Origin of the sequence: Peribacillus sp. Aquil_B1 (assembly GCF_022603275.1) — a bacterium.
GTDB lineage: Bacteria > Bacillota > Bacilli > Bacillales > DSM-1321 > Peribacillus.
This window is the reverse complement of sequence record NZ_JAKXEE010000004.1, coordinates 157197-183349: the sequence shown is the minus strand read 5'-3', so window position 1 is coordinate 183349 and position 26153 is coordinate 157197. Positions and strand designations below refer to the sequence as shown.

Genomic DNA, 26153 nt, shown 5'->3' with positions numbered 1-26153 from the left:
ATTATGTTACATTGGCAAGAGGAGAAGATCTATGGAATATGTAGAAGCCTTTAAGGATATCAATCAAATCAGCAAAATAAAAACATACTTACGCTCTCACTCCAGTCGGGATTATTTATTGTTTGTCCTCGGCATCAATACAGGTATGAAGATAAATGAAATGCTCGAAATCACCGTCTCCAGCGTTCTGGATGAAACGGGTAAAATCAAGGAGTTCTATGAGCAGCGGACGGAAAATGACGAAGTAAATCAAATTTATTTGAACCTGAAAGTCCGTACCGCCTTACAAGAGTACCTTAAAGGCTCGAAGGTTATCGAAGGTCAATTTTTATTTCTTTCCCCTAAGACAAAAAAGCCGATCACACGTCAACAGGCGCACCGAATCATCCATGATGCTGTGGAAGGTGCAGGGCTGACAGGCAAATTCGGAGCAAGTTCGATGCGTAAAACTTTTGGCTATCATGCCTATAAACAAGGAGTGTCACTGGCATTGATACAGAAGCATTACCATCATTCCAGTCCATCGGAGACATTAAAATACATCGGCATATCAAAGGAGAAGAAATTCAAGACGAATATTGACGTTAACTTATAAACATTATTGCTATCTTCTATTAACTCTAACCAACATTTTAAGGAGGAATTCCAGTGAGAATTAGAGAAAGTGAACTTCCTGGTATTGGCCAAAAATTCGAAATCATAACGAGAAATGATGAAAAGTTAGTAATCGTCATTCATGATGATGGCCGTCGGGAATTATACCATTTTGATAATGAACATGAGGACGTCATATCGAGCATCACCCTTAACGATCAGGAGTCACGGCAAATGGCTTCCATCATAGGCGGCATGGTTTATAAACCGCAAGCACTTGAAACGATTGAAATGTCATTGGGTGACTTGGTGATTGAATGGTTCAAAGTCGAACCAGGTTCAAAGGCCATCAATCAAACGATCGGTTCGATTGATATCAGGAGCAATTATAACGTGACCGTCATCGCCCATTCTAAAAAAGGAAAAAAACAACTGAATAATCCTGGTCCTGACTCCATCATCGAAACAGGCGACACCCTTGTGATATCAGGTGAAAGAAAAGATATCCGAAACCTCACAAGAGAATTATTGACCGACGAAAGGAGTGACTAAGCTCATATGGACCATTTAGTCTTTGAAGTGGGAACTGCCCTACTTCTAGTGGCATTAGCCGCTCTCGTAGCAGGTAAATTCAAAATATCGAATGTTCCACTATTAATTATCATCGGGATGCTCGTTGGCCCCCATGCCCCGCACTTCGGATTAATTGACCTGCGTTTCATCGAAAGCGATGAAATCATCGCATTCCTCGGTCGGGTAGGTATTTTATTCCTTCTGTTTTATCTAGGGCTAGAGTTTTCCGTCAAAAAGCTTATGAAATCCGGGAAAAATATCGTGACAGGCGGAACCTATTACATTTTAATCAACGTGGGAATGGCCATGCTGTACGGTTTCCTGCTCGGTCTTCCATTGAAAGAGGTTCTGATATTAACCGGGATCATCAGTTTTTCTTCAAGTGCCATTGTGGCAAAGGTGCTTGTGGACCTTAAAAGGACCGGTAACAATGAGACGGAGCTAATCCTTGGCATCATCATGTTTGAAGATATCTTCCTCGCTGTTTACTTATCAGTCGTATCCGGATTGGTATTAAGCTCTTCTGGTTCCGTTTGGGGAACATTACTTTCTACATTTATCGCGATTGGGTATATGCTGATATTTTTCGTTATCGCCCGGAAAGCATCTGGGGTCCTTAACAAATTATTCAATATATCCTCCGATGAGATTTTTATCATCGTCGTTTTCGCCTTACTATTCTTCATTGCCGGTTTCTCGGAAACGATTCATGTTGCGGAAGCCATCGGTGCATTACTGCTCGGCCTAGTCTTTTCTGAAACGGAACATAGCGACAGGATCGAGAAACTTGTCATTCCCTTTCGAGACTTCTTCGGGGCCATATTTTTCTTCAGCTTTGGCTTGAGTATCGATCCGACGACCCTTGGCGGAGCAGTCTGGATGGTTCTTGGAGCCGTCATCATCACCATAATCGGTAACTTTGCAGCTGGTATGATCGCCGGACGCAAATCCGGTTTATCGCACAGAGCTTCCGCGAACATCGGTTTAACGATCGTTTCACGTGGCGAATTCTCCATCATTTTAGCCAACTTAGGCATTGCAGGCGGTTTAATGCCTATACTAACCCCGTTTGCGGCACTTTATGTTTTAACCTTGGCGATTCTAGGGCCGATCCTTACCAAAGAATCCAAACACATCTATAATCTCCTAAATAAAGTATTTAAATGGACCCCTCCGAAGGTTCAAAAGGAACAGGGAAAAGAAGTGCAATAGAGAAAAAACGGTCAGACAGCAATGTCTGGCCGTTTTCTGTTTACCTTTTATAATTAAATTCCATAATTTACCGGATAATTATATACTTGTTATAAAGGGGGCATAATTCATGAATCTTTCTTTAAAAAGAACCATTGGTTATTTAACATACCTAGTAGTAGTGTTGGGCGTATTATTCATAGGCTTGAAATATGAACAGCACCTATTTACAGTTAGTCGCGAAACTTACGAGATTAAGGGATACTTGCTGTACGAATCTTCGCTCCCAGTTTTCCTAGGCATGATGTTTGCCATTCCCCGGCTTCTGCAAAACTTTTCAAAAAGAGGGCATTGGAAAGTGAATTGGCTAAGATTGGTCATCCTTGGCTTGCCCTTTCTTTACCTATCCATCATTCCGATTTTGTACTTTACTGAAGCATTTAAATTTGATTTACCTCTCTCCAAATTTGTTTTCGGTTATTTCGGTGCAAATGGTTCAACCATGTTACTTTCGATCACTGGAGTGGTTGCAGGCTATATCCTTGTCACAAGCTTCTGCAAGCTCACGGATTAGAAATGAAAGGAAATGCTTTTTTAGGAAGCGCCTTTCAATTTCTTTTCTTTTGAGGATTAACTTACAGTAACAGAGGGAAAAGAAGCAGATAACCTAAGTAACTATTCAGGAGTGATGCCCAGATGAATAAGTCGATAAAATTTTCAAAGAATCTGATTAAAGAAATAAAGGAAGATCGTGTAACCGGGCTGGCAGCTGAACAAGCTTATTACTATCTACTGGCACTATTCCCTTTGCTCATCTTACTGCTGTCCTTATTGCCTTATCTGAACATCGATATTCAGACAGCCCTTGACACGATTAAAACCTTCATGCCCGCGGAAACGATGGAAGTCATCGAGAAAAATATCATCAACATATTGTCTGAGCGGAACGGCGGCTTATTGACTTTTGGTTTCCTTGGCACCATATGGTCCGCTTCCAATGGAATGAATGCGTTCATCCATTCCATGAATATCGCCTATGATGTTGAAGAAACAAGGAATTTCATTAAAGCCCGCTTCATTTCGATTATACTGACATTAGGACTGGTTGTAGCATTCATCGTCATGTTGGGTCTCCCCGTCTTCGGGAAAGTCATCATCGATTTAGTACAGCAAGTCATACCGATCCCTGAAGAAACGCAAATATTATTCAGCTTATTGCGGTGGGTTATCGCCGTTGTGGTCATCTCACTTGTCCTGGCCTTTTTATATCGCTTTGCACCGAATAAAAGTTTTCCCATTAAACATGTCATCCCTGGGGCAGTGACCGCAACTGTACTTTGGCTGGGAATATCACTTGGATTTTCATTCTATGTCAGTAACTTTGCCAACTATTCTTCCACTTACGGCAGTTTAGGAGGCGTCATCATCTTGATGCTGTGGCTGTATTTGAGTGGTCTGATTTTTGTGATCGGCGGAGAAATCAATGCAATTCTTCATCGCCAAAACTCCATTCCAAAAAAACCGTCCCGCACGATCGTCCATCCTGTCCCGCTTAAAAGGTAAAATCATGAATTACGACAAAAGATAGAAAAGCGGCTGTCCCATATGGACAGCCGCTTTCCTATTCACCCCTTATTGACGAACTCTTCATATCTTTCATCATGGGCCAGCCATGCCGCGTATTTCCGCTTCATGTATTTTTCCGCTTCCGCAAATGTATCGAATGTTTTTTTCTGTTGTTTTCCGTTGATTTCAATAATCCATTGCTCTTCTTCATCTTCATAGATGAATATGTCCTGTTTGTCTCTCGTTGAATATAAGCAGCCCTCTGGGGAGTCCTTTACATTCAGTTGATTCTTATGTGCGTCTCGTTTAAGGGGCTCGGCAAAGAAGGTCTTTTCGACATATTGGCTATATGCCTTTTCGGACATGGTACAACCTGCCGCTTTTTGGTGGCCGCCTCCATCGTACTTGCCAGCAACTTCAGAAACATCAATATCGTCGTGAATTGTCCGGAAGCTGATTCTTTTACTTCCAACCATCAGGATCGCTATATAATCAAGATGCGAGAACTCTTTCGACAGTTCATTACCCAATTCTGAGTGATATGACTCTGCATGGACCACACCAGCTGTATGGGGACCGACCGTAGCCTGGTAGACTTCTCTTTTTTTCCTGTTTATGTACCGATCTACCCGACTCTCTTCAACATTCAGAAGGGTTTGCTCCACTTCGTCAAAAGTAAAGCTACCAGCAGTCGACAGCTTGTTTGCGATTTTCATTTCGAATTCCTCAATCGGAATCATGAAAAACAGGTCATTGAGCCGTTTTGCCGTTGCATTTTTATTGACTTCCCATTCCCAAGTATCGTATTGTCGGACCAATTCAACGAATTCAGCGACAATGCTTGAAGGTTCCAGGTATTTATTTTCAACTGCATACTGATAGAATAATGATGTCGCTGCCGTCTGTTTACCATCTTCCTGTTCGACAGTTACAGATGCCCAATCATGTTCGTTCAAATGCAATGCTGACTTATGGTGATCGATCAGCAGCGCTTTGCCTCCATCTTCCACAAACTGAGTAATCATTTTTTCGTTATCTTCATCAACCGATAAATCAGTAACGATCAATGTATCTTCAAGCTTGGCTTGCTCAAGAAATGCACCTACATTCTGATTAAGGCGACCAATTGAATTATAACTTACCACTACTTCTTCTCCGAAGGCCAGCTTAGCTATAATCCCGCAGCCGACTCCATCTAAATCATTATGTGTAAAGAGATGGTACACACAAACCCCTCCTAGTAACTAATAAATTTACTTTTCCCTAAAGACATGAATTTCAATTGCAATCTTTACAATTGTAGCATAATCATATCCGCATATTTTATCATGCTTCCATTACGTGATGCTTTTGTTCATTTTTTTTTTTGAAAAAACCCTAATGATTCTTTATTTTCCATGATTTATACCTAAAAACACATTACTTTGAAATCGAGGTATTTTCATGGAAGAGGTTGCTGCGAGAGTTGAAGATCAGCATTCACTAATCGATCAAATAGCTAGGAACTTTACCCAACTTTGAAGAAATTGCTTAATGGCTTAAGAAAGCTGACCCATTCCGACAAATGAACCGGTACATCAAAAAAGCCGCAGGGACGTTATTCCCTGCGGCTTCCTTATGCCAAATCACTGTTCAATCAATTTTCCAAGGTTGGCCATTTCAATGGCACTAACGGCCGCTTCATAGCCTTTGTTACCTGATTTAGTTCCTGCACGTTCAATCGCTTGTTCAATATTCTCAGTTGTCAGCAAACCGAAGATAACCGGTACACCTGTTTCCAAGGAAACGGAAGCCATGCCTTTAGCTGCTTCATTGCAGACATAATCATAATGTGAAGTGGCACCCCTGATTACCGTTCCAAGACCGATTACCGCATCATATTTACCTGTATTCACAAGTTTCTTAGCAATTAACGGAAGTTCAAAAGCACCCGGGACCCAAGCGATGTCAACATCATTCTCATCAACGCCATGACGCTTAAGGCCATCCAATGCCCCTCCTAAAAGCTTGCTTGTGATAAACTCATTAAATCTCCCTACCACGATGCCGACTTTCAATCCTGATCCGATTAATTGTGCTTCAATAGTTTTCCCCATGTCCAATTCCTCCTAATTTTAAAAAACAATATTATTTTTTTGTTTTGTTAAGATGTAATTCCTTAAATCCTCAAGCTTTCGGGATGTTCAGTTCAAGCTCCTGTTTCCCGATCGTATCATTTTGTTGAAGATACCGAATCAAATCGGCTATCGTAATGAATTTCAGGTTGAATTTAGCAGCGATGACTTCTAAATCGGATACCCGGGCCATCGATCCATCTTCATTCATGATTTCACAAATGACACCAGCTGGAGCGGCACCGCATAACTTCGCCAAGTCCACCGATGCCTCTGTATGTCCTGCCCTTCTTAATACGCCGCCTTCTTTTGCGACTATCGGAAAAGTGTGACCAGGCCTTTGGAAATCTTCAGCGACCGAATCTTCATTAAGAAGCTCAAGGATGGTCAAGGACCTTTCAAAAGCACTGATTCCTGTAGAGGTGCTTTTATGGTCGACACTTACCGTAAAAGCAGTGCCATGATGATCGGTATTTTCTCCTACCATAGGATGCAGTTTCAATTTCGCTGCCAGTTCTTCAGTGATGGTTGTACAAATCAAACCACGTCCATGCGTCGCCATGAAATTAATCGCTTCCGGTGTGGCCTTTTCGGCCAGCACTACAAAATCCCCTTCATTTTCACGGTCTTCATCATCGGATACGATTACTACCTTGCCAGCCTTCAAATCTTCTATCGCTTCTTCTATTGTATGGAACATCATTACACCGCCCTTTTATTAGAATCCATGCTCTGCCAAAAACTCTAAATTCAGTCCTGGTTTTGGATTGCCATTTTTCATTTGATGTATTATATATTTCCCTATCATGTCGTTTTCAATGTTAACGATATCGCCAGCCGCTTTTTGTCCCAATATGGTGTCCTGATGAGTCAATGGAATCAGTGATACAGTCAATAGGTTTCTTTCGATCCCAAATATCGTCAAGCTCGTCCCATCAATGGCCACGGATCCTTTTGGAATGCAAAAGGCACTGAGCCCCTCATCCAATTGGATTACATAATATACGGCATTTTCTTTCCGTTCTTTTTTTATGATCGTTCCGGTTCCGTCGATATGACCTGAAACAAAATGGCCTCCAAACCTTCCCTGTGCACTCATGGCTCGTTCAAGATTCACAGATGATCCCAATTTCAATGCCCGGATCGTGGAAGCTTTAACCGTTTCCGGCATCACGTCGACCGTAAACAGACTTTTCGTGAAGGACGTTACCGTTAAGCAGACCCCGTTGACTGAAATACTATCCCCCAGATGAACATCTTCAAGGATTTTTTCAGAACGAATCGATAACTCCATACTGCTTTTTCCTTTTTTCATGGAATGTACGGTCCCGATATCCTCAATGATTCCCGTAAACATGTTTTTCCCCCTTTTATAAAATATAAAAAACCCCTTAGGATGACCTAAGGAGTTAGCAGGAGAAATGAGTGAAAAAATTGTATACCTAAAAAGCCTAATATTTTCATTTTTGAAAAATTAGGCGTACGTATACACTTGGGTTCCACACGTCCTTCTCCCATCCAGACTTTACTGTCGGCTTTGGAATCTCACCAAATCCTGCCTTTAACAGGCTCGCGGGCTTAGAATTTCTTCATCACCGCCGGTTGGGATTTTCACCCGACCCCGAAGGACTAAAATAATATGAATCTTTGAATAGTTTATCACCATAAAGTGAAGATGTAAAATTTCTAACCTTAAATGGTTCAATTGTTACAGAAACTTTCTCTCTTTATGGAAAAGCGACCTCCAAGGTCCTCGATGTGCTCCAAAGAGGTTAATCAGGCTAAATTTGTGGAATAGGGTTAGAGAATCACAATTCATATAAGGAGGAAGCCTTATGCTTATTTCCATCATCAACTTGATTTTCTATCTGTTCGTCGTCACGATGAATTTTTTAGCTAATTTCCTGCCATTGAACGGCCAGACATCAGGAGAGATTTCCGATAAACTTGATGTCCTTTTCACTCCTGCCGGATATGTATTTTCCATATGGGGCTTGATCTATTTCCTGCTCGCCATCTGGGTATTCAGGCAGTTCTTAAGCAAACATCAAAACAGTCCTGCTTATAAGGCAGCCTTCCCTTGGTTCGCTTTAAGCTGTGTCTTGAATGGCGCTTGGCTTTTGGCTTGGCACTATGAACACTTTTTGTTATCCGTACTCATTATCATTGCTCTTTTGGCTACTTTAATGGTCATTTATACATGCATGAAAAAGGTGGAGCACACTCCTTTCGACCTATTTCCATTTTCCGTTTATACAGGCTGGGTAAGTGTTGCAACGATCGCTGACATTTCTTATTACCTCACGTATATCAAATGGGACGGTTTTGGGGTTTCAAGTTTAGCCTGGACGATCGTCCTGCTGATTGCAGCAACAATCCTGGCTTTAGTCTTTGCAGGTAAAAACCGGGATTGGTGCTATCCTCTCGTATTCGTTTGGGCGTTCATAGGCATCGGGATACGAAATAGCTCCGTCTATCCGGTAATTACGGACATTTCTTATATTCTGGCAGTCATCACTTTTATCGTATCCATCACCATCTTCATTAAAAATAGAAGGAAAATGGTAGCTTAAAATGCTTGCTGAAGATCTTGCCAGACATCCTGCCAAGCTTCTAGGCCAACTGAGAGACGGACCAGTTGGTCACTGATGCCCATTTGTTTCCGGGAATCTTCAGGAACGGCAGAGTGCGTCATGGTAGCGGGATGCTGGATCAATGTTTCGGCATCCCCAAGACTTACGGCAATTTTGATAAGTTTCAATTTATTGAGGAATTCCTGTGCATCCCGTTTTGTGCCATGCAATTCGAAAGAGATAAGGCCGCCGCCATGTTTCATCTGTTTTTGCATGATATAATGATCCGGTGAAGCTTCATCACCTGGATAATATACCTTTTTCACATTTGGTTGTTTCTTAAGTTCTTGAAAGATTGCCATTGCATTGGCCGAATGACGGTCCATCCTGACAGGCAAGGTCTTTAACCCCCGCAATAGTAACCAGGCATCGAATGGTGAAATGATACCACCAATATCCTTCTGTGTAGTCCCAGCTACCTGATTCATGAATTCCTTCTTACCGACGACAAGTCCCGCAACGACATCCCCATGCCCGCAAAGATATTTCGTAGCGCTATGAAGGACGATATCACAGCCATATTCAAGCGGTCTCTGTAGGTATGGCGTTGAAAACGTATTATCCACTACGACCGTCACATTATATTCCTTCGCAACTTTCACTACCATCTGTAAGTCAATCATTTTCATCGTCGGATTGATCGGGGTTTCTACATAGATGCAGGTCGTTTCCGGCCGGATCATTTTCCTTACCTGTTCTTCTGTATCCATTTCACAAAAATCATGAGTGATGCGGTATTTATTTTTCATTAGCTGCAGAAGGCCAAATGTACAACCATATAACCCCTGTGAGCACAGGATGTGATCATCTGTTTTCGTTAATGCAAAAAGCACAGCTGAAACGGCAGCCATGCCTGATCCGAAAGCAAGGCCAGCTTCCCCGCCTTCCAAAGCGGCAATCTTTTCTTCAAGCACCTGTACCGTTGGATTTCCAAGTCGTGAATATATATATCCATCTTCCATACCGGCGAAACGCCTCTCCCCTTGCTCGGCATTTTCGAAAGTGAATGTTGAGGTTTGGAATAAGGGTGTTGCCAAGCTTCCTAAATGCTTCTTCGAGTCATATCCTTCATGGATGACTGCCGTTTCAAACTGTTTATACTTTCCTGTCATACCGTCTCCTCCTAACCTATGTCTATTGCTATCATATGTCAAAAACCCATATAAAGGAAGCGTTTTCATTCATGATTATCACCCATTAATGAACCCCTGAGTTTAGTAAATATAATATGATTTCTGGAGAGTTGGATTTACCTACGGGCATTCGAAAAAAAGGGACAGCCGTCATGGCCGTCCCTTTTCCCGAATCATTCATCGACTACGATGTTTCCACCATAGAAGGTTACTCGCGTTAATGGCAGCTCCAGTTCACGAGCCATTTTTTTCAACTCTCGCTCTTCTCTTTCCGTTACGATTGAAATGACCGTGCCATCTGCACCTGCACGCCCAGTTCTCCCGGATCTATGGATATATTGTTCGATGTTGTCAGCCATATCAATATGGACGACCGCAGTAAGGCCTTTAATATCTAGCCCCCTTGCCGCTACATCCGTTGCTATCAGCATCGGGGATTTTCCGGAACGAAGCTTGCGCAGCGCTTTCTCCCTGTCGACTTTATTGGATTCGCCGTGAAGCACGCCCATTTCAATACCTTTATAGCTCAGCTTTTCATGTAAGACGCTCAGCTCTGCTATATCATTCAGGAAGGCAAGGGCCTTCACATCTTTAAGTCTTGTGATTTTCTCGAGAATCTTGGACTTTTCCCGTTTCTCAACAACAAAGTAAAGATGGTCCACCTTTGATTCCATTTTTTCATGCTTATCAACCTTGATCATTTCGGGTTCATTCATGAATCCCCTTGCCGCTTTTTCCGTTTCCTCCGGCAGGGTTGCTGAAAACACCATGATTTGCCGGTCTTTTAGCGTTGTTTTGATAATATTATTGATTGTTCCCATATGCTCCGGAGTGATCAATTGGTCACCTTCATCAAGGACTATCGTCTTAACTTCATGCATCTTCAATTTCTTTTGGGCAATCAATTCGTAAATCCGTCCCGGTGTTCCAGCAATCACCTGTGGACGCTTCTTCAGTTTGTCCAACTGCCTTTTCACATTAGCACCGCCGATGAATGCTGCACCCGTAATGTCGCTTCCCTCTGACCAAATGCGAATTTCTTCATTGATTTGCATGACCAGTTCTCGTGATGATGCCAAAATCAAGGCTTGGGGCGATTTTTTTTCAGGATCTATCTTTTCCAGCAATGGCAGTAAATATGCTAATGTTTTTCCTGTACCTGTCGGTGATTCGGCCATGATATCTTTTCCTTCGACAATCACGGGAATCGCTTTCGTTTGAATCGGGGTAAGTTGTCCGAATCCGGACTTTTTCCAGACCTCTTGTATATATGGTTTTCTATCGTTTATCAATGCAGGTAATTCGCTCATATCGTTCTCCTTTAATATAAAACTTTTCCTATCTTTCATAGTACCATTTATTCTTGGCCAGTAGCCAACGGAATGCGAATTGTAACCGTCGTCCCTTTGTTTATCTCACTTTCAAAATGCATTTCCCCCTGAAGGCGATGAACGATCTTCCGGCAAATTGCAAGCCCGATCCCTGTGCCCTTTTCCTTCGTGGAGTAAAAAGGCTCACCAATTCGTTCAAGGCGCTCAGGTCCCATTCCCATGCCATTATCACGCACGCTGACTACAGCTTGTCCATCGATGATTTGCAGCGAAATTTCAATTTCCCCATTATCCTTTATCGCTTCAATGCTGTTCTTTATGATATTGATTACCAACTGTTTAAGTTCAATTGAATCAGCCATAATATAAATCGGATCGGCAGTTTTAACCCTGAACCCCATTTCGATATTATTCAAATTCGTTTCTGCTTTCATTAACGTGAATACCTGCTGTAAACTGTCAGCAAGATCGATCCTGCGAAATGCGACATCCTGTTTCTTCCCAAGAACCAAAAGTTCGCTTGAGATAATATTGATTCGGTCAATTTCCTTCAACATGATATCGGAATGCAGCGGGTTCACTTCCTGGGTCATATCCATTAACTGTACGAATCCTTTTAACGATGTCAGAGGATTCCTTATCTCATGTGCGACGGCGGCAGCCAGATGTCCGATAACAGATAGCTTTTCAGACATGATCATCAATTCCTCTTCGCGCCGCAATTCAGTAATATCCCTAACGATTGCATATACCCCTAGCATTTCAGCATGAACGATGATCGGTAAAAAAGTCACACGGATTATCCTTTTTTCATCACTGCTATTCTGGATGGTCGTTTCGAATTTAACAGCCTCCCCTTGAAGGGACTGTAAAAAGAGTTCAGATACTTTATCACTTTCATTCCAGTTGAGGAGATGATTCGCATTCTTGCCTTTCACATTGGCACTATTATGCCCCAACAGTTTCTCAGCTTCCGGGTTTAGCGATACTACATTTCCTTCGAGATTCAGCTCAAGGACACAATCCGGGTTATGCTTGAACAGCGACCGATATTGTTCATCCTTCAGAGTGAATTCCTGTTGGGACCTCAACATTTTCCCCGTCCAATACCTGATTATGAAGTATAGGAAAAGCCCTGTTATGAAAATGAACATCCATCCTTTGGAATGTTGAAACATTGCATATATCTGAACATCCGCCCTTGCCTGTGTCATAGAGATGTAATCCGTAACGACAATCCATAAGACCCCAATGATTATATATATAAAAGCCACTTTACATGCAATTTTATGAGATTGGTTCATATTCTTTCCTTTGTATTGTTTTTGGTTTATTATTCCCAAATCACTCAAAAAAAGCCCTCATGTTTTCAACATAAGGACTCTATCGATATTGTACCATATATATTGCAATCATTGTTTTATATCGCTAAAAAATCCAGAGCATTTTAACTCGATCTTCAATGATCAAGAGAGGTTTTTAATGGCTTGATTGAATTCTTCTTCTATATCTTTTGTAGGCTTGGCCGATACTAAGCTGAAAACGACCACCGCTATTGAACCAGCAATGAAACCAGGAATGATTTCGTATACTTCAGCGAACTTATCGATCATATCCCAGACGATCACGGTTGCCGTACCGACAATCATTCCCGCTAAGGCTCCCCATTTCGTCATCCTTTTCCAGTACAGGCTTAATAGAATGACAGGACCGAATGCCGCTCCGAAGCCAGCCCATGCATACCCCACTAATTTAAGGATCGTACCGCTCGGATTAAACGCCAATAATAAGGCAATGGCAGATATCGCCAATACACCAAACCGACCTACCAGTACTAATTCCTTATCAGATGCTTTCGGCCGAATGAACTGCTTATAGAAGTCATCGGTCAGGGCACTTGCCGATACTAACAGCTGAGATGCAATCGTACTCATGACAGCTGCTAAAATCGCAGCCAACAAAAAGCCTGTAATTAGGGAAGGAAACAGTTCTTTAGCTAAAATGATGAAGACGGACTCAGCATTTTTTTCCCCTAAAGGACTGCTTGTCAGGTTAAAATAAGCAATCCCCACCAACCCGGTGAACATCGCTCCGACGATGGCAAAAATCATCCAGCCCATACCGATTCGACGTGCGCTTTTCAAATCTTTAACAGATGAAACCGCCATGAATCGAACGATTATATGAGGCTGTCCGAAATAACCAAGACCCCAAGCCAGAAGAGATATGATGCCAATGGTTGATGTTCCTTCAAAAACATGCAATAAATTCGGGTTGATTGATTTTATTTCATTGAAGGTGGGATCCCAGCCACCAATATTTACAATCGTGACAACCGGTACTAGAATTAAGGCAATGAACATAATCGTACCTTGTACGAAGTCCGTCCAGCTAACAGCAAGGAATCCGCCGAATAATGTATAAAGAATAACGACGCTCGCCGTCAGCCAGATGCCCCACCGGTAATCCAAATTGAAAGCCGTGCGGAAAAGCTCACCGCCTGCTACCATGCCTGAAGATGTGTAAAAGGTGAAGAAAATTAAAATGACCGATGCCGATACCACTTTTAAGACCCGGGAGCCATCCTTGAACCGATTTCCCAAAAAGTCGGGAATCGTAATCGAATTGCCGGCCACTTCCGTATATGTCCGAAGTCTTGGTGCCACGAATAGCCAGTTTAAATAAGACCCTGCACACAGGCCGACGACAATCCAACCAGCACTCAACCCGCTTATGTACATGGCACCAGGAAGTCCCATCAACAGCCAGCCGCTCATATCGGAAGCACCTGCACTCAATGCAGTTACAGCCGGGCCCAAGTTCCGTCCGCCAAGCATGTAATCGGTTAAGTTTGCCGTTTTCCGATAGGCCAAATAACCAATTAACAGCATGCCGGCCATGTATATTCCAATTGATATTATAATTCCGTAATCCAAAAATGAATCCCCCTACGTTAATTTTTCATCTTGTAAGCTTATCAGAAAAAAAAACATATGTTAAGAAGTTCTTGCACCTTTCATCGATTTCACTTTCAATATAATTAAGAAAATTCATTTTATTAGATTAAATTATTAGGAGGAATACGCCATGCAACCCTATATCAATCAGCCAGATGGAGTCTTTCCCTCTGTTTGCTCTCTTGACTGTCCTGATCAATGCGGTTTACTGCTGCACAAAAAAGACGGGAAAATCATTAAAGTTCAAGGAGACCCTGATCATCCAGTCACAAAAGGGAATATTTGCAACAAAGTCCGCAACATGACTGCCCGTCTATATGATCCCAATCGCTTAAAGCAGCCATTAAAGCGCATCGGTCCGAAAGGTGAAGGGAAATTCGCTCCAATCAGCTGGGAAGAGGCCATTGACATAATCACATCCAAATGGAAAGACCTGATCGAAATGCACGGGCCGGAAAGCATCCTTCCTTATAGCTTTTACGGAAACATGGGCAATCTTAGCGCTGAGGGGATGGACCGCCGTTTTTTCCACAAGCTAGGTGCAAGCATGCTCGAGCGTTCCATTTGTAACGCGGCCGGCTCAGTCGGATACAGCTATACAATGGGTGGTTCATTTGGCACCGACCCCGAAGAAACGATTCATACAAAGCTTTTCATCATGTGGGGCATTAACGCTGTGAGCACAAATATGCATCAAGTTACGCTTGCACAGCAAGCCCGAAAAAACGGGGCCAAAGTAGTTGTCATTGACGTACATAAAAACCAAACCGGCAAGTGGGCGGATTGGTTCATTCCGATTCTGCCTGGTACAGATAGTGCGCTCGCCCTCGGATTAATGCATATCTTATATGCCGAGAATCTAGTCGACCAGCCCTTTCTCGATGAATACACAGTGGGTGCTGCTGAATTGCGCGAACACGTCCGCCAATATGACCCTGCGACGGTCTCCGCGATCACTGGCGTTCCAATTGATGACCTATATGAATTAGCCAGGATGTACGGCACGACAAGTCCATCATTTGTACGGATAGGCAATGGCCTGCAGCACCATGACAATGGCGGCATGGCAGTACGCACCATTGCCTGCCTGCCTGCACTTACCGGCCAATGGATGGCGGAAGGCGGCGGAGCCATCAAAGGGAATTCAGGATATCTCGCGTTTAATACACATGCCTTAAGACGTCCGGATTTATTGCAAAATAAAGCAACCCGGACCATTAATATGAACCAAATCGGTCAAGCTCTTCTGCAAAAAGAAAACCCGATTCGCTCCATGTTAGTATACGGCTCCAACCCAGCACTTGTCGCTCCGAATGCAAATAAGGTACAGGAAGGTCTAATGCGGGAAGATCTATTCACAGTGGTCCATGATCTATTCTTAACCGAAACGGCAATGTTTGCCGACCTCGTCCTTCCTGCCACGTCATCTTATGAAACGGAGGATTTTTATAATTCATACTGGCATAATTACGTCCAAATACAAAAACCTGTAGTCGAAAAATATGGCGAATCGAAATCAAATGTTGAATTGTTCAAACTGTTAGCTGATGGGATGGGATTTGGGGAACAAGAGTTTAGAGATTCAGAGGAAGATATGATACGGCAGGCGCTGGATTTTCCCGACAACCCGCATTTGGAAGGCATCAACTATGACTCCCTTTCAAGAAATCAATTTGTCAAAGCCAAAATGCGGCCGTTGTTCCCAGGCAAACTCCCGACACCAAGCGGTAAAATCGAACTTTATTCCGAACGGATGAAGCGGGATGGATACGAGCCTTTGCCAACATATACGCCCATCATTAAAGACAGCGACCTGCCATTTTTATTCATTCCGGCGCCTAATCACAATTTCTTGAATTCAACCTTTTCAAATAATGCCAAACATATCTCCATGGAAAAGGAACCAAAACTGCACATGAATGCAGCTGATGCCCAAACAATGGGGATAGCTCCCGGAGATATCGTTAAAATTTGGAACGGTCGCGGTGAATGTTTGCTTACCGCTGCTCCCGGTGAAAATGTGTTACCAGGCGTTCTTGTCAGCCAAGGGTTGTGGCAGAATACGCCCGAAACGAAGCAACACATCAATTCCCTTACCCCAGATCGCCTGGCAGATATGGGCAATGGCGCCGTTTTCTTCTCAGGACGGGTGGATCTTGAAAAAGTCCAAAAGAGTAGATCAACGTTGAGCGATCTTTGAATATAGCTCCGATTTCAGAAATATATCTCCGTTTTCCGGATTATATCTCCGATTCCGGAGTTATATCTCCGTTTTCCGGATTATTCCTCCGTTTTCCGGATTATATCTCCGTTTTCCGGATTATATCTCCGTTTTCCGGATTATATCTCCGTTTCCACAAAAAAAGGCTGTTCCCTAAGGAACAGCCTTTTCGTCAAGCTATTTACTCTTCATCAAACCAGCCTGTTGGCTGGATATCCAAGTTGTTATTGATTTGCTTCACTTCCGTATAAGCTTCGTAACCGAAAGTTCCCAGTTCGCGTCCATTTCCGCTTTGCTTGAACCCTCCCCAAGGAGCTTCGTTATAAGTTGGATGGTATGAGTTAATCCACGTGATGCCGGCACGCACTTTTTTAATGACACGGTATGCTTTTGCGATATCATTCGTGAACACCGCTCCCGCTAAACCATATTTCGTATCATTGGCCAGTCGAAGAGCTTCCGCTTCATCCTTGAATTTTTGAACGACAAGCACCGGCCCAAAAATTTCTTCCTGTACAATCCGCATGTCCGGTGTCGTATCAACAAAAATAGTAGGTTCAACAAAGTAACCTTTATCCATACCTTCTTCTTTCATTCGATTTCCACCGACGATTAATTTGGCACCTTCTTCTTTTCCGATTTGGATATACGATAATATTTTGTTCATATGGGCTTCTGAAACGATAGGCCCCATCTGGCTGTTTTCATCAGAACCTGAACCCACTTTGATCTTTTTCGCTTTCGCAGTAAGACTTGCAATGAACTGATCGTAAATGGACTCTTCCAATAGTAAACGGGAGCCTGCTGAGCACACTTGTCCTTGATTACAGAAAATCCCGTATAGAGCATAATCAACTGCAGTCTCAAAGTCTGAGTCCGCAAATACGATATTAGGCGATTTCCCGCCGAGCTCCAATGTCACTTTCTTTAGGTTACCAAGTGAAGCCTCCATGATCTTACGTCCTGTTGCCGTTCCTCCTGTAAAGGCTACTTTATCGATTTCTTCATGTTCGGCAATGGCTTGTCCGACAACTGGCCCCGCTCCTAACACAAGGTTTGCGACACCCTTTGGCAATCCGACCTCATCCATGATTTCAAATAGTTTGACTGCTGTCACCGGAGTGATCTCAGATGGTTTGAATACAACGGAATTTCCTGCTGCAAGCGCCGGAGCCAGTTTCCAGGCTGACATCATTAGAGGGAAATTCCATGGAACGATCTGCCCGCATACACCGATCGGTTCCCTTACGACCATCGCTTGCTGGCCATCAGGAACTTCAAAAGTCTGACCTGTCGGTTTTGTAGCCAAACCTGCATAATATCTAAAACAGGCTGCTGAATCAGCGATATCATACCGAGCCTCACGCAATGGTTTCCCATTATCCAATGTTTCCAACGCAGCTAGTTCTTCAGCTTTTTCTTCTATTTTATCGGCTATTTTGAATAAAATGCGAGCTCTTTCCACTGCAGGAGTTCCCCACCAACCACCTTCATAGAAAGCATATTTTGCTGCCTCGACCGCTGCATCCACATCTTTCTGTGTCCCTTCCGCAGCTTTGGCAATAACTTCGCCTGTTGCCGGATTCAATACATCCCTCTTCTCACCTGAAGTCGAATTCACCCATTCCCCATTGATGAACATCTTTAAGTCCAGTGCTCCCGTTCCTTCTTTTTTCTTGTTATTTTGCAAAGTTTCCTGCATGTAATTTCCTCCTCGGTTTTAAGTTATCTACCTATACATTAGATATGAGCAAGATTCATGCCAGTTTGAAATATTAGGTAACTCACGGTTTTTTGCCCTTTCCTGTCTCATTTAAATTCAGCCGTGAATTACCTATTCATTTTTGCATAGCTCATGGGCCAACCTCTTTTAAGATTCATAGAAAAAAAGAGATGAGCAGCTGCTCACCTCTTTTCTGATTAATTCCGGTTAATAATGACCAATTTCATTTCCGTCATTTCTTCAATGGCATATTTCAGCCCTTCGCGGCCAGTTCCGCTTTTTTTGACTCCGCCATATGGCATGTTGTCGACACGATAAGTTGGAATATCATTAATGATAACACCGCCGACTTCCAATTTTTCTGCTGCAGAAAGAGCCAGATTGATATTTTCTGTGTAAATCCCGGCCTGCAATCCGAATTCGGAATCATTGACCAGCTCAATCGCTTCCTCAACGGAAGAAACCTTATTGATCAAAACAATTGGAGCGAAGACTTCCTGACAAGATACCTTAAGCACTGCATCCACTTCCAGCAACACAGTTGGGTGCAGGATATTTCCTTCAGATTTGCCTCCTGCTGCAACAATCGCACCGTGTTGTTTAGCCTCATCGATCCAATCCAGGCTTCGCTGTACATCTCCAGCGCTGATCAATGCCGAAATATCCACTGACGGGTCCAAAGAATCTCCAAGTTTCAAACCATTCGTTGCTTCTATGAACTTTTTGACGAACTCATCATAAACCTCTTCATGAACATATGCACGCTGTAAGGAAATACAGACCTGCCCTTGAAAAGCGAATGCTGCCGATACACAGCGTTGGATGATTTTATCGATATTGATCCCTTTATCAACGATGACAGCCGCATTTGAACCTAGTTCAAGACTCACTTTCTTTAAACCGGCCTTATTCCGGATCCCGATTCCGACAGCCGGACTTCCTGTAAATGAAATGCTCTTCACCCGTGAATCAGTGACTAATTTATCACCGATTACCGAGCCGCTTCCGGTAACTAAATTAAACGCACCTGCCGGCAAATCCGTTTCGGCTAATAGTTCAGCAAGAAATAGCGAAGATAGCGGTGTTTGGCTCGCAGGTTTCAGGACAAGTGTATTTCCGGCAGCAATCGCCGGGCCTACTTTATGGGCAACCAGGTTCATCGGAAAATTAAAGGGCGTAATCGCACCCACGACACCTAGAGGCTCACGGACTGTGTATCCTATTCTTCCTTCTCCGTCAGCTGTAGCATCCATCGTCAATGTTTCTCCATGGATCCGTTTTGCTTCCTCTGCTGCAAATTTATATGTGGCAATCGTCCGGGATACTTCAACCATAGCCGTTTTAATCGGTTTCGCTGCCTCTTTAGCAATTATTTCAGCTGCCTCATCTTTGCGGCTTTCCAAAAGGCTCGCAAGCTTTTCAAGTATGGCAGCACGTTTATGACTAGGTAAAGCTGCCATTGTTTTTCTAGCTTGATAGGCTGATTCTATTGCCGACTCGACATCTTCAAGGCTTGCCGAAGGAATCTCCGCTAGAACTTCCCCGCTATAAGGAGACTTTAGTGTCGTGAACTTTTCAGCTTCTTGCCATTTACCATTAATGAATAATTTCTTTTTCAGCGTTTCCGTCATGACCATCACTTTCACCTCTTATAAAACTTCTTTTTCGACAGCAGTAAATGTCTCATCAAGGATTTCAATTATTCTTTCGACTTCCGATTTAGTAATGATTAAAGGAGGTGCGAATACGAGTGTATCTTGATCAAACGTAACAGACCGGCAGATCAAACCATTCTTCGCCGCTTCAGCAACCAGTCTTGGAGCAAGCTGTGTCTCAAAGCCTTCGCCTGTTTGTTTGTCCTTTACGATGGAGATGCCTCCAATTAATCCAAGTGCCCTGACATCACCAATAATCGGGTGTTTGCTTTGAAGCTTCTTAAAGCCGGCAAGCAACTCTTCACCACGCTTTTTCGAGTTTTCTATCAGGTTTTCACGTTCAATTATTTCAATATTTTTCAAAGCAACCGCACAAGCCATAGGATGGCCACTGTATGTGTAGCCGTGTAAAAGCGTGCCTTTTGAAAGGGCAATGAAATCCTGATGCATCTTATCATTCAGGACGACCCCGCCTAACTGTGCATATCCGCTTGTCACACCTTTTGCAAAGCACATCATATCAGGTACAACACCAAAGTGTTCAATTCCAAAATAAGTCCCTGTTCTTCCGAAACCTGTAATGACTTCATCTGTTACCATTAAAATGCCGTATTCATTACAAATCTCCCTTACTTCTTTAAAATAGCCTTCAGGAGGAAGGTTCACGCCACCTGCCCCTTGAATCGGTTCAGCGATAAATGCCGCAATCGTTTCCGGTCCTTCCTGTTCTATGACCTTACGCAACTCCTCAATGGAGGAACCGTCCACATGATAAAAATCCGGTGCGATTGAATTCGTGAAGTCTCGGAACGGTTTCAGGCCAGTCGCACTTGTGGCTCCCATTGCCACTCCATGATAAGATTTCGAGCGGGAAATGATTTTTTGACGATTAGGCTGCCCTTTCAAAAGCCAGTAATGCCGAGCAAGCTTGATAGCCGTATCATTCGACTCCGATCCACCTGAAGTGAAGAAAACTGCATTTAAATCCCCAGGAGCGATGGAAGCGATTTTGGCTGCCAACCGGATTGCCGGCTCATTGCTGAAAGTGGCGAAACTTGAGGTGAAAGCCAGCTTCGCCATTTGTTCCTTCGCGACATCAGCCATCTCTTCTTGTCCATGTCCAATATTCACATTCCAAAGTGAAGCCATGCCATCAATGACAGTCCTGCCCGTGACATCCGTAAGATATATTCCCTTTCCTTCCTTAAAGATGAAACTTGGACCATCTGCCTGCTGTTGTTCAATTGCCGTAGTCGGATGGATAAAATGCTTTTTATCCAAATCGATTAATTCCTGAATACCCGTCGTCTCTTTAATCATGTAAAAAACACCCTTCTCATGTATGGATTTTTTTCTAGCTCGTTTATTTTTTTATTTATATATTTAGATATTGCAAGATGCATGCCAAATTATATGTGCCTTATATTAAAGGTATTCAAGGTAATATGATTCACATCCGAATCATTAGGAGCACATGTTGATTCATATTCAAATCATTCGATTCGAATTTGGATCATTCAACTCCCATTCATTAAATTAAATATTAATTTACACGCGTTTTTGGATCCCCTCTTTATCTTCTGATTGATGTTACAAAACCTGACACAAAATATTGAACTTTCGGAAGATTTGTATTATTATCATGTTAATATTTTTTCATTCCTTTTGAGCCGCTATGTTAATCTAAACGAAAGAAGTTGATATATATGCAGATAGGATTTGAACTGTACCAAAAACAAACATTGAAATTATCATTAACCCCTGAATTACAGCAATCGATCAATATCCTCCAATACTCCGCCCATGAACTGTTAGATTTCATGAACCGACAGGCTTATGAAAATCCCGTTCTCGAAATTAGCTTTAAAGAACCCCTCGCATCACTTTCTGAATCCAGCAACCATACACATAAAATAAATTCTCAGATACGGTCCTATAAAAGTAAAAGTTTCAACGGAGACAATGATTACAACCATATCAACAATTATTCAATCAACACAGAAACACTGGAAAGCCATTTACTGGAACAATTGAGTTTACTAAGTTCGTTGAAAGCATTTGAAAAGAGAATTCTCCAATTCTTGATTGGGAACTTAAATGAATATGGATTTCTTGAATTGGATGCCCATTGGGCTGCCTCGCATTTTTCCGTGTCCGTGGAAGTAATCGAAAGTATGATTCAAGTATTGCAGTCCCTTGACCCGATTGGAGTCGGGGCTAAAGATCTGACCGACTGTTTACTCATTCAGCTACGTGAGCATGAGGATTACAATGAATTGGCATATAAGATCGTTAAAAAGCATTTAACGGATTTAGCAGAAAAACGCTACAGGAAAATTGCCAGTCTTTACCGAGTTACCGTTCAGGAAGTACAAGAGGCCTCGGATTTCATCCGTACGTTAAACCCGCGTCCAGTCAGTCACTTTTCAGATGATATGACTCATTACATCGTTCCGGACGTTTACGTGGAAAAAGATAAAGAGGGTTTTCTGATAACGGTCAACGATAGCTGCACACCTAAACTGTCCATCAATCCTTACTACAAGAACCACGTTGCTATGAATTCTGTTAATCCAGCTAAAGATTATATAAAAGGGCACATAAATGATGCCCAATTACTTTTAAAAGGGCTCGAACAAAGGCAAATGACACTTTACAAAGTGACAGCATCAATCGTGGACGAACAGCGAGAGTTTTTCATGAAGGGAATTACGGGATTAAAACCTATGACACTGAAAGACATTTCGGAAAAACTTCAGCTTCATGAATCAACGATCAGCAGGGCGACTAGCAATAAATATATCCAGACACCGCATGGCCTCTTTAAACTAAGAAACTTCTTCACTAGAGGGTTACACCGCGTGAACAGCCAAGCAACCGAATCAACGACCACCATCAAAGAAAAAATAAAGGTATTGATTGCCGATGAAGATAAGATAAGGCCTTTTTCGGATCAGAAACTTTGTCAAATATTCGAGAATGAAGGAACGAAGATCTCCCGCCGTACTATTGCAAAATACCGTGAAGATCTCGGTATACCGGGATCTTCAAAACGGCGCAGGTTTTAAAATCAAAGCAAATTTTAAAAAAGACTCTTTCAAAAGAAGTATCTTTCGTAAGAGTCTTCTATATTTTCCTCACAACAAAAAACCCCTGAACCAGGGGCTTAATAAACAGTTTTGGAATCTACATATATCGTTTTATTTATTACCCCATTTATCTTCGAAAATAAGCTCATCCATCAGCCTTCTTTTTTCCCAATTAGCAAGTTCAAGAATGGGTTTATCCGGATATTGATCCGTATAGCCAATCGACAGGAGTGCAACGGGTTCTATATGTGGCGGAATCTCTAAAATATCACGAATATCATTTTTCTTATAAAAGCTTACCCATCCCATTGCCAATCCTTCCGCACAGGCAGCCAGCCACATATTTTGAATGGCGCAGGCCGTGGATAGAATATCGGTTTCCGGAATGGAGTTCCTCCCTAAGACATGGGAGCCGCCCCGTGTCGGGTCGCATGTAACACAAATGGTGTATGGTGCTTCTTTTAATCCTTCCACTTTCAAACTAAGAAACTTATTTTCTTTACCTCCTTCATAATGAATAGCGAGTGCCCTTCTTTCTTTATCCGCTGCCCATGCCAAACTGTTCTTGGTTTCCTGAGATGAAATTACGATGAAACTCCAAGGTTGCATGAACCCTACAGACGGCGCATGATGTGCAGCATCCAAAATTCTGCGGAGTATATCCTTTGAAATGGGCTTTGGCAAAAAACTCCTGATATCCCTTCGGTTATAAATGGCTTTATATACGGCAGCTTGTTCTTCATTAGTAAACATAGATTCCCCCCTGTTTCCGAATCCCCAGAAATTTATCTAAACATATACACTATATTTTATAGGTAAACCCCTACAATTAAAATATCCTCTGACTCAGCTCGTTCCGTCCAAAACAAGGTTCGCTCTTTCTTGAGGCCTTTGCGCATCCACATAGAGATCTTCATGAACCATCCAATTACCCTCCCACATTTGACGCGCATCTTCACCATCCCGCTCAAGGCCACGTTTCAAACGCTGATCACGGGGACATTCCACCCAAATCGTGAAATCATGGTACGCTGCCAATTCTTTGCGGATAGAATAAGTTCCTTCTATAATGACAAGGCCCCCAGCAGGAACCTCATGCCATTCGGCCATCGTGTCCGTTTCCCAATCATACCTTTGATATCTTGCTTCTTCCCCCTCTGTAAGCGGTTTTAGGATTTGGTTACAAACCCGTTCCCAATCATAATCCGCTCCAATCGGCTTTTGGGATGGAGGCAGTTGAGCCCTATCCGATGATGGCAAATAAAAGTCATCCATATGTACGACCACGCTGCCCGGACATTCTGCTTGGATACGGGCAGCGAGTGTACTTTTTCCAGACCCGCCGCGGCCATCTATGGCCAATATATAGAGAGATCGTTCTTTGGAAATTTCGTGAATTTCAGCTATAAGACTGCTAATCGTATACGGTCCATTAAGTGTTGGAAAGTTCATATGCATTCCCCCTATACTATTAATTCTATTCTTCCTCCCTTAAATTCCTTCCTTGAGGGGATAAAATGAAAAATCGTACTGTTATTAGTTTCAAACAAATAAGAGATTAGGTCCTTCACTAAAGAAAAACGTTTAAGACTCTCGAACAGAAGTAAGCTGAACAGGGTATACCCCTCTTGGATTATAGGCGTCTCACTAACAGTCATTTGGGAAACTATATAAAAATGATTTGACAGATATCGACCTGTTTCTCGCAGATCCTGAAATTCAACTTAGCCTTTCATGGATACGAATGGCCGCTTCCCAATAGGTTTTCCTGTTCTGCGAGCATTACGGTTATCTTATCCTGGATTGCCGTAATGCCTTTTTCTTCTACAAAATTATTCAAGATGATGGAAAATATGATTTTCTCCCCTCTTTTGGTCGTCACATAACCTGACAAGGAGCTCGTTCCTGAAATCGTCCCTGTTTTAGCGCGAACATTCCCGGCTGCAAGTGTCCCTTTCATCCTCTTTCTAAGCGTACCGCCCACCATCCGATTTTCGTTGCCTGCAATCGGTAAAGCATTCAAATAAGCAGGAAACCACGTTTTTTCCTGAACGGCATACAGCAGCTTCGTTATTTCATTCGCCGGAATCATATTGACTTGGGAAATTCCAGATCCATCACGCATCATGATCGTTTGCATATCGAGACCCATACTCTTCAGCTGATTTCGAGTAACCTTCAAACCATCCTTCCAGCTTCCCTCCCCTTCTGCCTCTTTGCCCATTTCCTTTACCAAAACCTCGGCATGGTTGTTATTGCTCAATTTCATGAAAGGAATAAGCAGCTGTGAAAGCGGCATGGACTGATGAGTGGCAATCATGTCCGCTCCTACTGGCGTTTTCCCTTTTTTCCTTTTTCCCAACACTTTAATTCCATGTTTTTTCATTGATTTTTCAAATAGGCTCAGCGCATATTCTGTGGGATCTTCCACCGAAATCCACTCTTTGGTCAAACCGGAATGCTCCGGAATGGTCCCGGTCACCGTAATGACTTGTGTGCCATGAGACCGTTCGACTTCAATTTTGTTATTAGCGTCTGCCGATACAGTTTTCGTTTTGTTGATGACCTTCACGTAATCGGTATCCGGCTCCAGCTTCACCATTGCCCTCTTCCCAGCCTTTTCCCCAGGGGTCATTTCCACGATGATGGTACCAGTATCGTAATCTTCATTCGGGGAAGCGGTTAAAGCTGAAACGGCTGCACCGTAATATTCCTGTTCATCGCTCCAAACTAAGTCTTGGGAATAACGAACATCATCATACCAAGAATCATCGCCTATAAGATCCCCGTGAACGAACTTAACTTTCCTGTGCTTCAGTGAAGCTGCCAGCTCATTAAAATCCTTTTCCAATAATGTGGGATCTCCTTTTCCCTTCAGGTATACATTGCCCTGCAGAACCTGGCCAACCTGCACCCCTTTTATGTATAGTTCCGTTTGAAAAGCATGATTTTCCCCTAAAGTTTCCAGCGCTGCTGCTGCAGTCAAAAGCTTAAGGTTCGAAGCAGGCCGCAATCTCGTTTGCGAACCCCGTTCATAAATCATTTCCCCCGTTTCAGCTGAACGGATGGAAATTCCCGTCAACGCCCCAGCCAATCCTGGCGAATGCTCCAATATTCGTTGAATTTCCTGCCCTAGGTTTAAATCATCATTCGCAGCCTGCATCGATTCTCCATTAAAAAAACAAATCAAAAACAGGAAGAAAATAAAACTCAACTTCCTTTTATACGTCAAACCTATCACTCCCACTCTAGAAACTCACCACTTCTATCTTGTCCATTTTTCGGTCATATAAAAGAAAAGGTCCACAAGAAAACTCCTTATTTATACATACTCGGGATACTGCAGGATTATTCGGCCGCCACTCCATGGTAT

General features: G+C 42.8%; 21 protein-coding genes, 1 pseudogene and 1 riboswitch. Of the genes and pseudogenes, 8 read left to right on the top strand and 14 right to left on the bottom strand.

What is annotated here, in order from left to right:
• The first annotated feature begins 31 nt into the window (after positions 1–31).
• From MPH60_RS22175 to MPH60_RS22155, 5 genes are all read left to right on the top strand, one after another.
• On the top strand, positions 32–595 hold the full coding sequence (locus MPH60_RS22175; protein ID WP_241590013.1) for a tyrosine-type recombinase/integrase: 564 nt from the start codon (positions 32–34) through the stop codon (positions 593–595).
• 53 nt (positions 596–648) lie between these two features.
• Entirely contained in the window at positions 649–1146 is a 498-nt protein-coding gene (locus tag MPH60_RS22170; protein WP_137017835.1) for a cation:proton antiporter regulatory subunit, read from the top strand.
• 6 nt (positions 1147–1152) lie between these two features.
• The gene (locus tag MPH60_RS22165) at positions 1153–2379 is read left to right on the top strand and encodes a cation:proton antiporter (protein ID WP_241590014.1); all 1227 of its coding nucleotides are present in this window, start codon (positions 1153–1155) and stop codon (positions 2377–2379) included.
• Positions 2380–2488: 109 nt separating this feature from the next.
• Entirely contained in the window at positions 2489–2932 is a 444-nt protein-coding gene (locus tag MPH60_RS22160) for a hypothetical protein (protein WP_241590015.1), read from the top strand.
• 122 nt (positions 2933–3054) lie between these two features.
• The gene (locus MPH60_RS22155; protein WP_241590016.1) at positions 3055–3921 is read left to right on the top strand and encodes a YihY/virulence factor BrkB family protein; all 867 of its coding nucleotides are present in this window, start codon (positions 3055–3057) and stop codon (positions 3919–3921) included.
• Positions 3922–3983: 62 nt separating this feature from the next.
• Here MPH60_RS22155 and MPH60_RS22150 read toward each other — a convergent pair whose 3' ends face one another.
• From MPH60_RS22150 to ribE, 4 genes and pseudogenes are all read right to left on the bottom strand, one after another.
• The gene (locus MPH60_RS22150) at positions 3984–5150 is read right to left on the bottom strand and encodes a DHH family phosphoesterase (protein WP_241590017.1); all 1167 of its coding nucleotides are present in this window, start codon (positions 5148–5150) and stop codon (positions 3984–3986) included.
• Positions 5151–5549: 399 nt separating this feature from the next.
• A complete protein-coding gene (gene ribH, locus MPH60_RS22145; RefSeq protein WP_048685088.1) occupies positions 5550–6020 on the bottom strand; it encodes a 6,7-dimethyl-8-ribityllumazine synthase in 471 nt (156 codons plus the stop codon).
• A gap of 79 nt (positions 6021–6099) precedes the next feature.
• Positions 6100–6738: pseudogene (gene ribB / locus MPH60_RS22140) on the bottom strand (3,4-dihydroxy-2-butanone-4-phosphate synthase); the annotation flags it as partial.
• Between the two features lie 18 nt (positions 6739–6756).
• Positions 6757–7395, bottom strand: coding sequence for a riboflavin synthase (ribE, locus tag MPH60_RS22135; protein WP_241590018.1), 639 nt, complete (start codon positions 7393–7395; stop codon positions 6757–6759).
• 145 nt (positions 7396–7540) lie between these two features.
• Positions 7541–7671, bottom strand: a riboswitch (FMN riboswitch).
• A 202-nt stretch (positions 7672–7873) separates the two neighbouring features.
• On the opposite strand from ribE, the gene MPH60_RS22130 reads away from it, so the two are divergent.
• Positions 7874–8611, top strand: a complete 738-nt coding sequence (locus MPH60_RS22130; RefSeq protein WP_241590019.1) for a TspO/MBR family protein — start codon at positions 7874–7876, stop codon at positions 8609–8611.
• On the opposite strand, the gene megL is transcribed toward MPH60_RS22130, so the two are convergent.
• From megL to putP, 4 genes are all read right to left on the bottom strand, one after another.
• Entirely contained in the window at positions 8608–9783 is a 1176-nt protein-coding gene (gene megL, locus MPH60_RS22125; protein WP_241590020.1) for a methionine gamma-lyase, read from the bottom strand. The genes MPH60_RS22130 and megL overlap by 4 nt on opposite strands.
• Positions 9784–9977: 194 nt before the next feature.
• Positions 9978–11114 carry a DEAD/DEAH box helicase gene (locus MPH60_RS22120; protein ID WP_241590021.1) on the bottom strand — a complete coding sequence of 379 codons (1137 nt, stop codon included), beginning with the start codon at positions 11112–11114 and terminating at the stop codon, positions 9978–9980.
• 47 nt (positions 11115–11161) lie between these two features.
• Complete coding sequence (locus MPH60_RS22115) at positions 11162–12487, bottom strand: ATP-binding protein (RefSeq protein ID WP_241590022.1); 1326 nt, start codon at positions 12485–12487, stop codon at positions 11162–11164.
• A 114-nt stretch (positions 12488–12601) separates the two neighbouring features.
• Positions 12602–14071: a sodium/proline symporter PutP gene (gene putP, locus MPH60_RS22110; RefSeq protein WP_241590023.1), complete on the bottom strand. Its 1470-nt coding sequence runs from the start codon at positions 14069–14071 to the stop codon at positions 12602–12604.
• Positions 14072–14222: 151 nt separating this feature from the next.
• On the opposite strand from putP, the gene MPH60_RS22105 reads away from it, so the two are divergent.
• The gene (locus MPH60_RS22105; protein ID WP_241590024.1) at positions 14223–16292 is read left to right on the top strand and encodes a molybdopterin oxidoreductase family protein; all 2070 of its coding nucleotides are present in this window, start codon (positions 14223–14225) and stop codon (positions 16290–16292) included.
• A gap of 202 nt (positions 16293–16494) precedes the next feature.
• On the opposite strand, the gene MPH60_RS22100 is transcribed toward MPH60_RS22105, so the two are convergent.
• From MPH60_RS22100 to MPH60_RS22090, 3 genes are all read right to left on the bottom strand, one after another.
• Complete coding sequence (locus tag MPH60_RS22100) at positions 16495–18015, bottom strand: aldehyde dehydrogenase family protein (RefSeq protein WP_241590025.1); 1521 nt, start codon at positions 18013–18015, stop codon at positions 16495–16497.
• A 218-nt stretch (positions 18016–18233) separates the two neighbouring features.
• A complete protein-coding gene (locus tag MPH60_RS22095) occupies positions 18234–19667 on the bottom strand; it encodes an aldehyde dehydrogenase family protein (RefSeq protein ID WP_241590162.1) in 1434 nt (477 codons plus the stop codon).
• A gap of 18 nt (positions 19668–19685) precedes the next feature.
• Complete coding sequence (locus MPH60_RS22090) at positions 19686–21011, bottom strand: aminotransferase family protein (protein ID WP_241590026.1); 1326 nt, start codon at positions 21009–21011, stop codon at positions 19686–19688.
• Between the two features lie 386 nt (positions 21012–21397).
• On the opposite strand from MPH60_RS22090, the gene rpoN reads away from it, so the two are divergent.
• The gene (rpoN, locus tag MPH60_RS22085; RefSeq protein ID WP_241590027.1) at positions 21398–22759 is read left to right on the top strand and encodes an RNA polymerase factor sigma-54; all 1362 of its coding nucleotides are present in this window, start codon (positions 21398–21400) and stop codon (positions 22757–22759) included.
• A 132-nt stretch (positions 22760–22891) separates the two neighbouring features.
• Here the strand turns inward: rpoN and bluB are convergent, their stop codons facing one another.
• The 3 genes from bluB to dacB form a co-directional block, all read right to left on the bottom strand.
• Entirely contained in the window at positions 22892–23533 is a 642-nt protein-coding gene (gene bluB, locus MPH60_RS22080; protein WP_241590028.1) for a 5,6-dimethylbenzimidazole synthase, read from the bottom strand.
• A gap of 93 nt (positions 23534–23626) precedes the next feature.
• Complete coding sequence (locus MPH60_RS22075) at positions 23627–24232, bottom strand: uridine kinase family protein (protein WP_241590029.1); 606 nt, start codon at positions 24230–24232, stop codon at positions 23627–23629.
• Between the two features lie 280 nt (positions 24233–24512).
• Entirely contained in the window at positions 24513–25943 is a 1431-nt protein-coding gene (gene dacB / locus MPH60_RS22070; RefSeq protein ID WP_442957027.1) for a D-alanyl-D-alanine carboxypeptidase/D-alanyl-D-alanine-endopeptidase, read from the bottom strand.
• Positions 25944–26153: the final 210 nt, after the last annotated feature.